Raw genomic sequence first — 15,562 nt, 5'->3', positions numbered from 1 at the left:
CGCCCACCCCCTTCGCCCCTCCTGGACGGAAATCCCTTCATGAGCCTGCACGGTCTGCTCGATGCCGTCGTACGTGACCCGGCGCTCGCCGAAGCGGTCAGGGCGGCCGGCGACGGCCGCCGTATGCACGTCGATCTGGTGGGCCCGCCCGCCGCGCGGCCTTTCGCCGTGGCGGCGCTGGCCCGTGACACCGGCCGCACCGTGCTGGCCGTCACCGCCACCGGACGGGAGGCCGAGGACCTGGCCGCGGCGCTGCGGTCGCTGCTGCCCGGCGAGGGCGTCGTCGAGTACCCGTCGTGGGAGACGCTGCCGCACGAGCGGCTCTCGCCCCGCTCCGACACCGTCGGCCGCCGTCTCGCCGTGCTCCGCCGTCTCGCCCACCCGTCGGCCGACGACCCGGCCGCCGGCCCGGTGCGGGTCGTCGTCGCTCCCGTGCGGTCCGTGCTGCAGCCGCAGGTCAAGGGCCTCGGCGACCTGGAGCCCGTGGCGCTGCGCACCGGAGCGCAGGCCGATCTCGAAGAGGTCGTCGCAGGACTGGCGGCCGCCGCCTACGCGCGGGTGGAACTGGTCGAGAAGCGCGGCGAATTCGCCGTGCGCGGCGGCATCCTGGACGTCTTTCCGCCGACCGAGGAGCACCCCCTTCGGGTGGAGTTCTGGGGCGACGACGTCGAGGAGATCCGTTACTTCAAGGTCGCCGACCAGCGGTCCCTGGAGGTCGCGGAGCACGGGCTGTGGGCGCCGCCGTGCCGCGAGCTGCTGCTGACGGACGAGGTGCGGCAGCGGGCCGCCGCCCTCGCCGAGGCCCACCCCGAGCTGGGCGAACTGCTCGGCAAGATCGCCGAGGGCATCGCCGTCGAGGGCATGGAGTCGCTGGCCCCCGTCCTCGTCGACGAGATGGAACTGCTGCTGGACGTGCTGCCCGCGGGCGCCATGGCCGTCGTGTGCGACCCGGAGCGGGTGCGTACGCGGGCGGCGGACCTCGTCGCCACCAGCCAGGAGTTCCTCCAGGCGTCCTGGGCGGCGACGGCGGGTGGGGGCGAGGCCCCGATCGACGTCGGCGCGGCCTCGCTGTGGGGCATCGCGGACGTACGGGACCGGGCGCGCGAGCTCGGCATGATGTGGTGGTCCGTGTCCCCGTTCGCGGCGGACGCCTCCGACGCGGAGGACGACACGCTCAAGCTGGGCATGCACGCCCCGGAGACGTACCGCGGCGACACCGCGCGGGCGCTCGCCGACACCAAGGGCTGGCTGGCCGACGGCTGGCGGACCGTGTTCGTGACCGAGGCGCACGGCCCCGCGTCCCGCACGGTCGAGGTGCTCGGCGGCGAGGGCATCGCCGCCCGCCTCGACGCCGACCTGACCGGGATCTCGCCGTCCGTCGTCCATGTCGCCTGCGGCGCGATCGACTACGGCTTCGTCGACCCGGCGCTGAGGCTGGCGGTCCTCACGGAGACCGACCTGACCGGTCAGAAGGCGGCCGGCAAGGACGGGCAGCGGATGCCGACCCGGCGCCGCAAGACCATCGACCCGCTGACCCTCGAGGCCGGCGACTACATCGTCCACGAACAGCACGGCGTGGGCCGCTACATCGAGATGGTGCAGCGCACCGTCCAGGGCGCGACCCGCGAGTACCTGCTCGTGGAGTACGCCCCCGCCAAGCGCGGCCAGCCCGGCGACCGGCTGTACATCCCCACCGACCAGCTGGAGCAGGTCACCAAGTACGTGGGCGGTGAGGCGCCGACGCTGCACCGGCTCGGCGGCGCGGACTGGACGAAGACCAAGGCGCGCGCGAAGAAGGCGGTCAGGGAGATCGCCGCGGACCTGATCAAGCTGTACTCGGCCCGGATGGCCGCGCCCGGCCACGCCTTCGGCGCCGACACCCCGTGGCAGCGGGAGCTGGAGGACGCCTTCGCGTACGTCGAGACGCCCGACCAGCTGTCCACGATCGCCGAGGTCAAGGAGGACATGGAGAAGACGGTCCCGATGGACCGGCTGATCTGCGGCGACGTCGGTTACGGCAAGACGGAGATCGCGGTCCGGGCGGCCTTCAAGGCGGTCCAGGACGGCAAGCAGGTCGCCGTCCTCGTCCCGACGACCCTTCTCGTCCAGCAGCACTTCGGCACGTTCAGCGAGCGGTACTCGCAGTTCCCGGTCGTCACCCGCGCCCTGTCCCGTTTCCAGTCGGACACCGAGGCGAAGGCGACGCTGGAGGGGCTGCGGGACGGCTCGGTCGACATCGTCATCGGCACGCACCGGCTGTTCTCCTCCGAGACCAAGTTCAAGGACCTGGGGCTCGTCGTCGTCGACGAGGAACAGCGCTTCGGCGTCGAGCACAAGGAGCAGCTGAAGAAGCTGCGGGCCAACGTGGACGTGCTCACCATGTCCGCGACGCCCATTCCCCGGACGCTGGAGATGGCGGTGACCGGCATCCGCGAGATGTCGACGATCACCACCCCGCCGGAGGAGCGGCACCCGGTGCTCACCTTCGTCGGCCCGTACGAGGAGAAGCAGATCGGCGCGGCCGTCCGGCGTGAACTGCTGCGCGAGGGCCAGGTCTTCTACATCCACAACCGTGTCGAGTCGATCGACCGGGCGGCGGCCCGGCTGCGGGAGATCGTGCCCGAGGCGCGTATCGCCACGGCCCACGGCCAGATGTCGGAGTCGGCGCTGGAGCAGGTGGTCGTCGACTTCTGGGAGAAGAAGTTCGACGTGCTGGTCTCCACGACGATCGTCGAGTCGGGCATCGACATCTCCAACGCCAACACCCTCATCGTGGAGCGCGGCGACAACTTCGGCCTCTCCCAGCTGCACCAGCTGCGCGGCCGGGTCGGCCGTGGGCGGGAGCGCGGTTACGCGTACTTCCTCTACCCGCCGGAGAAGCCCCTCACCGAGACCGCGCACGAGCGCCTCGCCACGATCGCCCAGCACACCGAGATGGGCGCGGGCATGTACGTCGCCATGAAGGACCTGGAGATCCGCGGCGCGGGCAACCTCCTCGGCGGCGAGCAGTCCGGCCACATCGCGGGCGTCGGCTTCGACCTGTACGTCCGTATGGTCGGAGAGGCGGTCGCCGACTACCGGGCCTCGCTGGAGGGCGGCGCGGAGGAGGAGCCCCCGCTCGAGGTCAAGATCGAACTGCCCGTCGACGCACACGTCCCGCACGACTACGCCCCCGGCGAGCGGCTGCGGCTCCAGGCGTACCGGGCGATCGCCTCCGCCAACACGGAGGAGGACATCAAGGCCGTCCGCGAGGAGCTCACCGACCGCTACGGCAAGCTGCCGGAGCCGGTGGAGAACCTGCTGCTGGTGGCCGGCCTGCGGATGCTGGCGCGGGCGTGCGGCGTGGGCGAGATCGTGCTCCAGGGGCCGAACATCCGCTTCGCGCCGGTGGAGTTGCGCGAGTCCCAGGAGCTGCGCCTGAAGCGCCTGTACCCCCGCACCGTCATCAAGCCGGCGGCCCACCAGATCCTGGTGCCGCGCCCGACTGCGGGCAAGATCGGCGGCAAGCCCGTCGTGGGCCGCGAACTCCTGGCGTGGACGGGCGAGTTCCTGACGACGATCCTCGGCTCGTAGCGGAAGCGTCGCCGGCCGTGCCCCGGGGCGGGGCACGGCCGGCGCCGGTGAAGAACCGAGAGGTTCAGAACGCGTTGAGGTCCAGGGCTTCGGCCATCGCGCGGTAGCCCTCGTCGCCCGGGTGCAGATGGTCGCCCGAGTCGTACGCGGGCAGGATGCGGTCCGGGTCGGCCGGATCGGCCAGCGCGCGGTCGAAGTCGACCACGGCGTCGTACTCGCCGGACGTACGGATCCAGTGGTTGAACGCCTCGCGCTTGGCCTCGTTGACCGGGGTGTAGTAGAAGGAGCCCTTGACCGGGGTCAGCGTCGCACCGATCACCTTGACGCCCTTCGCGTGCGCCTGGCGGATCAGTGAGCGGTGCCCCTCGATCAGCTGCTCGACCGACACCTCGGGGGAGCCGTCCCCCCAACTGCTGCTTCCGAAGTCGTTGATGCCCTCGAGGACGACGACGGTGCCGACGTTCGGCTCGCTCAGCGCGTCGAGCTTGAAACGGGTGATGCCCTTCTCACCCGCCCAGACGGTGTCCTGGGTGACCTGGTTGCCGCCGATGCCGTGGTTGAGGACGCTGCGTGGCTTTCCGGCGGCGGCGAAGCGCTCGGCCAGCTCGTCCGGGTAGCGGTTGTCGGCGTCGAGGCCGGAGCCGACGGCGTCCCTGCGGCCGGCGGGGCCGCCGCTCAGCTCGACGCCGGAGAGGTAGTACCAGGAGTCGCTGGTCTCCTTGAACGCGGCCCCGCCCCGGTCGTACCGGTGGTCCCCGTCGGCCCGGTAGCTGGTGGCGGAGGCGAACGAGTGGAAGGTGGCCGGTCCGGTCGCCTCTGCCAGGTACAGCGTGACGGTCACCGACTCCAGCGCCCCGACCCTGAACGGCACACCGTCGCTGTGGGCGGTGCCACCCGCCGGGATCGTCACCGATCGCCCCTTGCCGAAGCTGAGCCGGCGGACCGAGCCGGGCTTCACCGAGGCGCCTTCGTCGGTGCGGGCGACCGTCGCGCCGGTGATCCTGAGCGGAGTCTTCCCGTACCGGTTGGACAACTCGATACGAGCCGTGGTCCCGCCGGTGCTCACCCGGACGACCTGCCTGACGGTGTGGTCGGCGAAGCCCTGCTCCGACCATTTGGGCGCGAACCGCGCGTTCGGCGGCTGCGGGGAGGCCGCCCAGCCTCCGTGCCAGGCGCGGCTGCTGCCGTGGTCGGCCGCCACGACACCCGAGGTGCCGGTCCATCCCTCCGTGCCGACGACCGGCAGCGCCACAAGGGCCGTGGCGGCCAGCAGGGCGACGCCCGTTCGTCTTAACGAACCCGTCAGTGCCATCTCTCCGCGTCCTCTGTCCTGTTCCGGTGCCCGATCCGGTGCAAGCGTGTTCATGCAGGCATCAAGCGGTGATCGACTCCCGCTATTCCCGGGGCAGTTACCCGGCGGCGGGGGCGAAGAGCAGCCCGGCGAGGGAGCGGAAGACGTCGGCGGGGTCGCGGTCGCCGACCGGGTCGTCCAGGTTGTGGGTCAGGAGCAGGGTCGCGAAGCCGTGCGCCAGGGACCAGGCCGCGATGCCGGCGGTGCGGGGGTCGGGCGACGCGTCCAGGGTGGTGACCCCGGCGTGGAGTTCGGCGGACGCGAGCTCCTTGGCGGCCAGCAGGGCGGGGTCGTCGCCGCGGTAAAGGTCCGGCTGGAACATGACCTGGAAGTGCGCCGGGCGGTCGAGTGCGAAGCGGACGTACGCGACGCCCCGCTCCCGCAGGTCCGGGGCCTTCGAAAGTGCCTGGGCCAGCAGCTCGTAGCCCTCGGCCGCGATGGCCGTCAGCAGTCCGGTCCGGTCCTTGAAGTGGTGGGCGGGGGCGGCGTGCGAGACGCCCGCGCGGCGGGCGAGGTCGCGCAGCCTCACGGCGGACGGGCCTTCGGTGCGGATGACGTCGAGGGCCGCGTTCAGGACGGCCCGCCGCAGGTCACCGTGGTGGTAGGTGCGCTCACTGCTCATGGGACACAGGCTACGCAGAATCTAGTCATTGACAAGTTCTGTGACAGCCGTGCAATCTAGTCAGTGACTAGATGATATGGAGGCGAGATCATGACCGACGAACTCGGACGCGTGCGGCAGATGTGGCATCTGCTCGAGCCCCTGCACGCCGTGGTCTACTACGCGCCGCAGGCCTTCGAGGAGGCCGAGGCCCTCGGCCTGCGGACCGACGAACTCCCCCAGACTTCGTCCGGGGGTACCCCCAGGCCCGGCTACTTCGCCTGGCGTGCGGCACCGCTCGGAGAGGCCGGAGCGAGGCAGGTCGCCTCGGCGTTCTACAGCTTCAGCCCGGCGATGGTGGGCGACTACGTGCCCGGCGTCTGGCGGGTGTCGTCCCCCGCGAAGGCGATCGCCGGCAGGCTGCGCGCGGTCGACCGGACGTATCGGGACGTCCTCGGTGACGCCGTCGCGTCGAAGGAGCTGGCGGAGGCCGCCGGGCTCGCCCGGCGCGCAGCGGAGGCCGCGGACTGCGCGGGCCGTCCGCTCGCCGCCGCCAACGCCGCGCTGCCCTGGGCCGACGAACCGCACCTCGTCCTGTGGCAGGCCGCCACCCGGCTGCGCGAGCACCGCGGCGACGGCCACCTCGCCGCGCTGCTGACCGCCGGTCTCGACCCCGTCGAGTCACTGGTCTCCTTCGCGGGCATCGGAGCCGCCCCGGCCGAGACCTTCGCGAGCCGCGGGTGGAGCGAGGCGGAGTGGACTGCGGCGCGCGAAAGGCTCGTCGCGCGCGGCCTGTTGACCTCCGACGGCACCGCCACCGCCGACGGCCGCGCCCTGCGCGCCGAGGTCGAGCGGCGTACGGACGAGATGGCCGCCGCACCCTGGGCGGCGCTCGGCCCCGACGACACGGCGCGCCTGTCCGAACTGCTCGGCGCGTACTGGGTCGCGATGCTCGGCACCGGTCTGCTGCCCGCGCAGAACACCCTCGGTATCGGCAAGGTTTGACCCCGGCAGTACGGTACGGACCGTGAACGGACACGGGATGGTCGGGGGAGGAACGGTGGCGCGCGTGAGCGGTTGCGAAGGCGTCGGCATCGACGGCGGCCCGTCGCGGGCCGCCCCGGCCGGTGGCGGCAGGGGGGCCGGGCACGCCCGCTCCTTCCGCGCCGCGACGCTGTTGGCGGCTGCCGCGCTTCTCGTTTCGGGATGCGAGGGGCTCGGCGAACACGAGTCGTCCGCGGGATCCGGGCCGGCCGCGCCGGACGGGCGGGCGGTCAGCCCGCTCAAGAACCCGGACGGGACGAAGCCAGGGCTCGCCCCCGTGGCGACGGACGCGGACAAGGCCGCGGCCGGCGAGCTCATCGGGGAGCTGTCCACGAAGGGGCGGGGGCCGAGGACGGGCTACGACCGTGACAGGTTCGGCTACGCGTGGATGGACACGGCCGACGGGGTGCCCCTCGCGAGGAACGGGTGTGACACTCGAAACGACCTCATTCGCCGTGATGGACAGAACCTCCGTTACCGGGCCGGTTCCGACTGCGTGGTCATCGCCATGACGCTGCACGACCCCTACACCGGGACGACTGTCGAGTGGCGCAAGCAGCAGGCCTCCGAGGTGCAGATAGATCACGTGGTGCCGTTGTCGTACAGCTGGCAGATGGGCTCCTCGCGCTGGCCGGAGAGCAAGCGTGAGCAGTTCGCCAACGACGCGCTCAACCTGATCCCGGTCGAGGGGCGGGCCAATTCGGCCAAGGGTGATTCCGGCCCCGCGTCCTGGCTGCCGCCCAACAAGCAGATCAGGTGCGCCTACGCGGTCCGGTTCGCCCAGGTCGCCGTCAAGTACGAGATGCCGGTCACCGAACCGGACAAGCAGACGATGCTGAAGCAGTGCGGCGGCTGATGAAGGCGGAAGCAGCCGACTCCGCCGCCGGCCGACGGCGGCACTAGCTCTGCGGGACGTCCTTGACGAACACGATGCCGTCGCGGTCCGCCAGGTGCGCCGGGTCGAGCGGGGCGTAGCCGAACCAAGGGGACACGCGGGGCGCGGGCCGTGTGTCGCCGAGGGCGGTGGCCAGCCGCGGGGCGTCGACGACGCAGCGGTCCTCCGGGAGCGCGTACAGGAGCCCTTCGACGGTGTCCGGCGGCGGCGTGTCCACCCCCTGGTGCCGGATGGTGCCGAGGGCCGTGGCCAAGAAGGCGTACTCCTCGCCGAGTCGGGCGCTCACCAGCGCACCGGCGCTCCACCACTCCACCGGCCCCTCCCACATCCGCATCGTGCTCTTCTCCCGTTGGAGATGGGAGTTCTGGGCATGGACGAGAGCCGGGCCCCGGGCGGCGACGGCGAGAAGGTTGTCGGCCATCATCGAATCCCGCAGTGCGCACAGCCGCGTCATGCGGGCCGGTGAGGTGTCGGCCATCCAGTGGTGGTAGCGCAGCAGGCCGGTCGCGGTGCGCCCGTACAGGCGCGCCCGGTCCCAGACGTCCCGGGAGGTCGCCGCGAGCAGGTGCGGCGTCTGCGTGTCGAGCAGCGCCACCAGATCGTCGGCGAGCAGCCGCAGCCGACCGGCCTCGGCCGACTGCCCCACGGACTGCGCCGGGTCCAGCATCGCGGCGGGATCGGTCCACCGGTCGTCGGTGCCGAGCAGGCGGTCGAGCGTCTCCGCGGTGCAGGGGAGCAGGTCCGCGTCCACCCGGGCCGCGAGGCAGCCGTGGAGCGCGGTGAGGGCCTGCCGGGGGCTCGCGGCGTGGGTGATCTCCAGCGGGCCGTCGAAGCCGGCGAAGCGGAGCCGCTCGGACGTCGGCCGGCTGTCGTTGTAGGCGCGCATCCAGGCCACGAGCTCGCGGTTGGCCGCGGAAGTGCCCCAGCCGTGGCTGAACCCGTGCTTCATGACCTCGTCCAGAGTGCCCGTGCCCGAGGTGACGTAGTCGTCCACGACCAGGCCCATGAGGCAGTCGCTCTCGATCGCGATCGTCCGGTAGCCCTCCTGCTCGACGAGCTGCCGGAAGAGTTCGTTGCGCAGGTCGAGCAGGGTGTCCTCGCCGTGGGTGGGCTCGCCCAGAGCGAGCAGCCGAGGCCGGGCCGGGAGCAGTCCCATGACGGCGGCGGCGTCGACGGCGTGAGTGGTGTCCTTGATGTCGGTAGCCATGCATTCAACGGTATCGTTGAACTTTCGGTTGAAACTTTTCCGCGACAGCAGCAGGACCATGGTGCGAAACCCTCAAAGCGGTGTTCGGCTCAGGCCGGTTGATCTGGCGCGGCGGCACGGCCTGTCCACGCAGGCGATCAGGAACTACGAGGAGGCCGGCATCCTTCCGGCCGCCGGTCGCACACCCCATGGCTATCGCGCCTACACGCCGCTGCACGCGCAGGCACTGCACGCGTTCCTCGCCCTGGTGCCCGGCCACGGTCACCGGACGGCGGCCTCGGTCATGCGGGCCGTGAACCGGGACGCGGTCGACGAGGCGTTCCGCCTCATCGACGAGAGTCACGCCCAACTCCTCGACGACCGCCGGACCCTCCAGACCGTGGAGCGCGCCCTCCGCGACCTGGAGCCCATCACGGCGCCCGAACCGGCCTCGGTGCCGGGGCCCGGTGGCACGTTCATCGGGCCGCTGGCAGCGAAGCTCGGCATCCGGCCCGCGACGCTGCGCAAATGGGAGCGTGCCGGGCTGATGAGCCCGCGCCGCGACCCGCGGACCGGCTACCGCGTCTACGAGGAGGCCGACGTACGGGACGCCAGGCTGGCCCACCAGCTCAGGCGTGGCGGCTACCTGCTGGAGCAGATCGCCCCGTTGATCGCCCGGGTGCGGGCGGCCGGCGGGCCGGAACCGCTGGAGGCCACCTTGCGCGACTGGCGCGGCCGGCTGTCCGCCCGCGGGCGCGCGATGCTCACCGGGGCCGCCGAGCTGGAGGCGTACCTTCGCAGGCGCGGATGAGACGCCGGTCGCCGGCCGAGAGGAACAAGGCGCACAGGCGGTTTTGTCCCGGCCGACCCGTCCTCCGATGCCGGCCCGGTCCCGGCTGAGCCCGCTTCGCGCAGGCCGCGGTGGTGTGCGAACCGTCTCAGTAGTCGTCGGACGGGCGGATCTCGCCCTCCTGCTCCCACTCGCCGTACCCGTCCCGGTCGCCGTACCCGTCCCGGTCGTACTCGCCGTAGCGGTCGGAGTCGTACGGGTCGCACGACATGCGGTCGGCAGCGCCGTGCCCGGACAGGATGTCTCGCGCCCTGTACTCGCCCCAACTCGTCGCGTACCAGGGCTCGTCCGTCTCCTCCAGGTCGCGTGCCATGTCCTCCAGCGCACAGGTGCGCAGCGGCTCCGGCAGGCCGTCGAGGGCCGGCACGGCATCCGCGGACAGCTTCTCGAGATAGTCGATGTCGATCTTTCCGGTGCGCTCGTAGCGCTGTACGTTGCGTTCCGCGACGAGCCCGTCCGGCGAGGCGAGGCCGAACGCGAGCACGGCCGCCGCGCCGCTCGCCGCCACCGCGCGGGGCAGCCACTTCACGCCGTACACCCCGGCCGCCATGATGAGAACGATCACGAGTCCGAGCCACAGCTCCATGGCGGTGACGGACACGCGCAGCCGGGTCAGTCCGTAGGCGTCGACGTACAGGTCCATCCGCCGCAGGGCCGAGGCCACCACGACCAGGGTGAGCAGGCACAGCGCCCCGAGGACGGCACGGACGAGGGTGCGGTCGCCCGCGGTGGAGCGCGGGGCCCAGCGCGTGGCCAGGGCGATCACGGCCAGCGTCAGCAGGGTCGCGAACAACAGCTGCCAGAAGCCCTGGCGAGCGTATTCGGAGTAGGTCAGACCGGTCTCGCTGAGCACCTTGTCGTAGCCGCCGAAGAGAACGGCGAGCTGGACGGCGATGAACGCGGCGAAGAGCAGGTCGAGCACGACGAGCGGCAGCGCCCATTCCCACCGGGACCGGGCGCGGCCGGGGCGTATTCGGAGACGGTCCCAGCGCAGGGGGGCGGTGGCGAGGCGTGCCGCCGCCAGCGCGCCGACCACGCCCAGCAGGAGGAGCAGGAAACGCCAGGGGCCGTCGGAGACCGAGACGTCCGGGATCAGGCTGCCGAGAAGGTCCGCGAAGGCCGCGTCCGCTCCGGCGAACAGTGCTCCGAAAACGATCAGCAGCAACGCCGCCACCGCGCCGGTACGCAGGACCGGTGCCACCCGACCGTTAGAGGAGGCGGCATGGGTACGCAGTCCCCTCCATCCCGAGACCATGCCGGTACCGAGCGAGCCGGGCAGCCCGAGCGGGCCCAGCAGTACGCCCGGCCAGGTCCGGCCGCCGTTCAGCGCCAGGGACGCGAGGGACAGGGACGACACGACGGCGAGGAACGTCGGCCAGCCGGCGTCGCGCAGCACGGGTACGGCGAGCAGTGCGACGCCACCGAGTGCCCAGACCAGGGTCCACGGGCGCATCCTGCGGTCGGCGGCGCGGGCGGCGAAGTAGGCGCCGAGCCCCGCGGGCACCGCGACGATCAGCAGGTTCAGTCCGGCGCCGTCGCCCAGCAGAAGCGCACTCAGCACCCCGGTCGCCAGTGCGCACCACAGCGTCGCGGCGCTCGCCGGGGCCGGCTTGACGGTGCCGGCCCCGGGGCCGCGCGGTGGTGGCGGCGGCTGCGGCGGTGGCGCCCAGGGCGACGGTCCCGCCCCGGCCTTTGTCGGTCCGGTACCGGAACTCGTCGGTGGCGTGTCGTGTACATCAGGCACGGGACCCCCTCCCGACCGGATCACCCGCAGGCCTTCAGGGGCGGGTGCGACCGGTGTCTCGTCGGCGCGCGTCTTTCATGATCAGCCGCACGGCGTGACGGACAGGGTAGCCCCGGTGGCACGGTCGGGCCCCTCCCGTCCGAGGCTGCAGCCGGACCGTGACAGACGAGCCGCCAGGCGCGCACTCCGGTCCGGGCCGTCGCCGCGGCCCTGCGGCCGATGGGGGCGGCGCTGTGAATAACGGGTGGGGCGGCGCCGAGGCCTGTGGTTAGCCTGCCGCCATGGACCTTGAGATCACCACCCTCGCCGAACGTCCCGAACTGCATGCCCCCATGTGGCAGATGCTCGACACCTGGGACGAGTTCGTGGTCAACGACCCGATCGGGTGGGCGTACGTCGGACGGATCGTCGGCGAGCTGCCCGAGTACGTGCTGGTGGCGACAGATGCCGAAGGGAAGGTCGTCGCGCGGGCGTTCAGTGTTCCGCTCGCCCTGGACGTGGACGGGCGCAGGGAGCTGCCCGCCGGCGGCTGGGACCAGGTGATGCTGTGGGCGTTCTCCGACCTGCGGCACGGGCGGGAGCCGGACACCGTGAGCGCGATCGAGATCACCGTGGCCACGGACCGGCAGGGCCAGGGCATATCGGGCCGGATGCTGGCCGCGATGCGGGACAACGCGCGCCGTCTCGGTTTCGGCCAGGTGATCGCACCGGTGCGGCCGAGCGCGAAGAAGGCCGAGCCGCAGACCTCGATCGACGAGTACGCGTACCGCACCCGCGAGTCGGACGACCTCCCGCACGACCCGTGGCTGCGGGTGCACGTACGGGCCGGCGGCGTCATCGAGAAGGTGGCGCACACGTCGATGACGGTCTCCGGCTCGCTGGACCAGTGGCGCAAGTGGACCGGGCTGCCGTTCGACACGACGGGCCCGGTCGAGGTCCCCGGCGCCCTGGTACCGGTGCACTGCGAGGCGGAGCGGGGGTACGCGGTCTACGTGGAGCCGAACGTGTGGGTGCGGCACCAGGTGTGAGACGTACGGCAGCGGGGCCGTGCCGCCGGGCGGTACGGCCCCGCTCGCGCTGTCGGGCGGGGCGACGGCGTACGGGGCGCGAACGGGCGGGCAGGCCGGTGGCGGCGGGTGCGGCCGGGAACGCGTCAGCCGGGGAGGCCGCCTTCTTCGGCGGCTTCCCCGGCTGACGTGAGCCGGAGCGTCAGACCGTCAGCTCCCAGTGCGAGGCGTCGTAGTCGAACCCAGGGGAGACCTCCACGGTGAGGTTCTTCGCGTCGGCCGGGGCGTCGAAGACGAACGTGACCGTGGCCTTCTTGCCCGGCAGGATCGTGCCCTCGAAGCCGGCGCCCGTGTCACCGTCGAAGACCTGCTCGGCGGTCACACCGTCCTCGCCGGCGCGGGCGTCGACGCTGACCAGGTTAGCGTCGTACTTCTCCTTGCCGGCGTTCTCGATGGTGATCTCGACCCGGTAGGCCTTGTTGCCCTCGGTGTGGCCGATCGCGTACTCGCCGGGGGAGTAGGACGTGGGTGCGGAGACGGTGACCTGCACGTCGTCGTCGTAGACGGACGTCTCGTCCGCGGCGAGGGCCTTGCCCTTCTCCTCGCCCTCTCCGTCCGCGCCGCCCGCGGAGGCGTCCTTGGGGGCGGTGTTCTCGACGGCCTTGTTGATCTCGTCGACCGCTTCGTCCACCGCCATCACCGTGGCGATGCCGACGACGACGCTCGCGATCAGCGCCACGAGGCCCAGGACGGTGCCGGCCGTCGCCGCGCCCTTGTTGGTGGCCTCGCCGCGCTTGGCGCGGCCCCGGCCGACGAGGCCGAGGACCAGGGCGAGCAGACCGAGGACGGTGCCGATCCAGAAGAGGAACGGGATCACTCCGAAGAGGACGCCGATGATTCCGAGCACCAGGGCGGCCGTGCCGAGGCCGTTGCGCGCCGGTCCCGGAGCTGTGAACTGCCCGGGCGTTCCACCGGGCTGCGGCTGGGCGTACTGAGACATGGGTCCCCCCCATTGGTTGTGGCGGGCCCGATTCCCGTGACCCGTGTTGTGCCTCGTCAATAAGAACAGAGCTTGTGAACCGAGTCAACAAGGAAGCTGTTGGTCGGTTGATTCACTTCTGTGAACCTTTCCTGTGTCATGAATCCGAGTACAGTGCCGCTCACAGCAGGCCAACTGTGATGGGGGAACAGCCAGGTGCCGGAGAACGAACCGCAAGTGACCGCAGCCGAGATCGCCCGGCTCGCAGGCGTGGGCCGCGCCGCCGTGAGCAACTGGCGACGCCGGCACGCGGACTTCCCCAAGCCCGCCGGCGGCACGGAGACCAGCCCCTCCTTCGCCCTCGCCGAGGTCGAGCACTGGCTGCGCGACCAGGGGAAGCTGGCCGAGGTGCCGCTGCGTGAACGGGTGTGGCAACAGTTGGCCGGCCACCCTGCCGGAGCCGTCACCGCCCTCGTCCACGCCGGCTGCGCCCTTCTCCTCGTCCACCACAGGGCCTCCGGCTGGCCCGCGCTGAGCGCCGTCTCCGACACACGCATGGCGGAGATGCTGCCCTCCGCGTTCGAGGAGGTGCTGACCCTGCGCTTCGACGCCCCGCGAGCCGTACGGACGCCCCTCGCGGGCGAGTTGGCGCCGTCCGTGCCCCTCCTGCGCGGAGCCGCCGCGCTCGCCGCGGAGACCGGCGCCCGCCAGGCGTTCGAGTTCCTGCTGGGGCGCCATCTCGACGCCAACCCGCGTCAGTACACCCTCACACCGGCCGAGCTCGCCGCGCTGATGGCCGCCCTCGTCGGCCCCGCCGGGACCGTGCTCGACCCGGCATCCGGAACGGGGACCCTGCTGCGGTCCGTCGACCGCCCCGCCGCCCTCCGCGCCCAGGAGGCAGACCCCGACCTGGCCGCCCTCACCGCGCTGCGCCTCGCCCTGCACACCGACGCCGATGTACGGACGGCGGTCGGCGACGCCCTGCGCGCGGACGCGTTCCCCGCGCTCGCCGCGGACGCCGTGCTGTGCCACCCGCCGTTCAACGAACGCAACTGGGGCCACGAGGAACTGGCCTACGACCCGCGCTGGGAGTACGGCTTCCCGGCCCGCACCGAGTCCGAGCTGGCCTGGGTCCAGCACGCGCTCGCCCGCCTGCGCCCCGGCGGCACCGCCGTGCTGCTGATGCCGCCCGCCGCTGCCTCCCGCCGTTCCGGGCGGCGCGTCCGCGCCGGTCTGCTGCGCCGCGGTGCCCTGCGGGCCGTCGTCGCCCTACCCGCCGGCGCCGCGCCCCCGTACGGCATCCCGCTCCACCTGTGGGTGCTGCGCAGGCCCGGCGCAACCGAACGTCCCTCGCCGGAGCTGCTCGTCGTCGACACCGCCACGGCGGAGCACGCCACGGCGGGCCGCGACAAACTCGACTGGCAGGCCATCCGCACCGCGGTGCTCGACGCATGGCGGCCCTTCGAGCGGCACGGGTCCGTGACCCAGACGCCTGGTGTGAGCCGGTGCGTCCCGGTCATCGAGCTCCTCGACGACGACGTCGACCTGGCCCCCGCCCGTCATCTGCCGCCCCCGGCCGCGGGCGGCGGGGCCGTCGAACTGGGCCGCGTCCGCGAACGCCTGGCGCACACGCTCGGCAGGACCGCCGAGCTCACCCCCCGGCCCGCGCGGCCCGCCGCGCCCGCCGCCACCCCGCACTGGCCGTCCACCACCGTCGGTGAACTCGCGCGCGCGGGCGACCTGGTCCTGCGTGCCGGCGGCACGGGCTCCGCTCCGGCGGACGCGCCCGTGGCCGTGCTCACCGAGCAGGACGTCCTCGCCGGACGCGGCCCCTCGGGAACGCTTCCGGAAGGCTCCGAGGAGGAACCGGTGCTGATCGAGGCGGGCGATGTCGTCGTTCCGGTCCTCGGGGCGGGCGCGATGGTCCGCGTCGCGGACGAGGAGCTGGCAGGAGCCGCCCTCGGCCGCAACCTCCAGCTGCTGCGGCCCGACCCGGCCGCGCTCGACCCCTGGTTCCTCGCCGGCTTCCTGCGCGGCAGCGCCAACCAGCGGCAGGCCAGCAGCTACGCGTCGACCGCGACGCGGCTCGACGTCCGCCGCCTCCAGCTGCCCCGGCTGCCGCTCGCCGACCAGCGGCGCTACGGCGACCGCTTCCGCGCGCTGGGCGAGTTCGAGGAGGCACTGCGGCTGGCCGGCCGGCTCGGCGAGCAACTGGTGCGGGGACTGCACGACGGCCTCACGGACGGCAGTCTCCTTCCGGAATGACCTGTCGAGCACCGGGGCCACCGCTCGCGGACTCGCCGACTTGCCGAGTCGCTGAGGGAGTGACGCA

The 15,562-nt window shown here is 72.5% G+C and carries 11 protein-coding genes; 6 read left to right on the top strand and 5 right to left on the bottom strand.

From position 1 onward, the window contains the following. Positions 1-39: 39 nt before the first annotated feature. On the top strand, positions 40-3,573 hold the full coding sequence (gene mfd, locus OGH68_RS14370; protein ID WP_264244114.1) for a transcription-repair coupling factor: 3,534 nt from the start codon (positions 40-42) through the stop codon (positions 3,571-3,573). Positions 3,574-3,637: 64 nt separating this feature from the next. Here mfd and OGH68_RS14365 read toward each other — a convergent pair whose 3' ends face one another. Together OGH68_RS14365 and OGH68_RS14360 are read right to left on the bottom strand one after the other, a co-directional pair. Further along, entirely contained in the window at positions 3,638-4,885 is a 1,248-nt protein-coding gene (locus tag OGH68_RS14365) for an SGNH/GDSL hydrolase family protein (protein ID WP_264244113.1), read from the bottom strand. A gap of 97 nt (positions 4,886-4,982) precedes the next feature. After that, complete coding sequence (locus OGH68_RS14360; RefSeq protein ID WP_264244112.1) at positions 4,983-5,546, bottom strand: TetR/AcrR family transcriptional regulator; 564 nt, start codon at positions 5,544-5,546, stop codon at positions 4,983-4,985. 90 nt (positions 5,547-5,636) lie between these two features. On the opposite strand from OGH68_RS14360, the gene OGH68_RS14355 reads away from it, so the two are divergent. Together OGH68_RS14355 and OGH68_RS14350 are read left to right on the top strand one after the other, a co-directional pair. Then, on the top strand, positions 5,637-6,530 hold the full coding sequence (locus OGH68_RS14355) for an SCO6745 family protein (RefSeq protein WP_264244111.1): 894 nt from the start codon (positions 5,637-5,639) through the stop codon (positions 6,528-6,530). Between the two features lie 169 nt (positions 6,531-6,699). Beyond that, the gene (locus OGH68_RS14350) at positions 6,700-7,425 is read left to right on the top strand and encodes an HNH endonuclease family protein (RefSeq protein ID WP_264250082.1); all 726 of its coding nucleotides are present in this window, start codon (positions 6,700-6,702) and stop codon (positions 7,423-7,425) included. 43 nt (positions 7,426-7,468) lie between these two features. Here the strand turns inward: OGH68_RS14350 and OGH68_RS14345 are convergent, their stop codons facing one another. After that, on the bottom strand, positions 7,469-8,671 hold the full coding sequence (locus OGH68_RS14345; RefSeq protein ID WP_264244110.1) for an erythromycin esterase family protein: 1,203 nt from the start codon (positions 8,669-8,671) through the stop codon (positions 7,469-7,471). 58 nt (positions 8,672-8,729) lie between these two features. Here OGH68_RS14345 and OGH68_RS14340 point away from each other — a divergent pair, with 58 nt between their 5' ends. After that, positions 8,730-9,461, top strand: coding sequence for a TioE family transcriptional regulator (locus tag OGH68_RS14340; RefSeq protein ID WP_264244109.1), 732 nt, complete (start codon positions 8,730-8,732; stop codon positions 9,459-9,461). Between the two features lie 127 nt (positions 9,462-9,588). Here OGH68_RS14340 and OGH68_RS14335 read toward each other — a convergent pair whose 3' ends face one another. Further along, positions 9,589-11,274, bottom strand: a complete 1,686-nt coding sequence (locus tag OGH68_RS14335; protein ID WP_413471110.1) for a DUF4153 domain-containing protein — start codon at positions 11,272-11,274, stop codon at positions 9,589-9,591. 251 nt (positions 11,275-11,525) lie between these two features. On the opposite strand from OGH68_RS14335, the gene OGH68_RS14330 reads away from it, so the two are divergent. Further along, positions 11,526-12,272, top strand: coding sequence for an N-acetyltransferase (locus OGH68_RS14330; protein WP_264244107.1), 747 nt, complete (start codon positions 11,526-11,528; stop codon positions 12,270-12,272). A gap of 181 nt (positions 12,273-12,453) precedes the next feature. On the opposite strand, the gene OGH68_RS14325 is transcribed toward OGH68_RS14330, so the two are convergent. Beyond that, positions 12,454-13,251, bottom strand: coding sequence for a DUF4190 domain-containing protein (locus tag OGH68_RS14325; RefSeq protein ID WP_264244105.1), 798 nt, complete (start codon positions 13,249-13,251; stop codon positions 12,454-12,456). 216 nt (positions 13,252-13,467) lie between these two features. Here OGH68_RS14325 and OGH68_RS14320 point away from each other — a divergent pair, with 216 nt between their 5' ends. Then, a complete protein-coding gene (locus tag OGH68_RS14320; RefSeq protein ID WP_264244103.1) occupies positions 13,468-15,495 on the top strand; it encodes an N-6 DNA methylase in 2,028 nt (675 codons plus the stop codon). Positions 15,496-15,562: the final 67 nt, after the last annotated feature.

It is taken from the genome of Streptomyces peucetius (assembly GCF_025854275.1).
In the GTDB taxonomy this organism is placed as follows: Bacteria; Actinomycetota; Actinomycetes; order Streptomycetales; family Streptomycetaceae; genus Streptomyces; species Streptomyces peucetius_A.
This window is presented reverse-complemented; position numbering and strand designations above follow the sequence as displayed.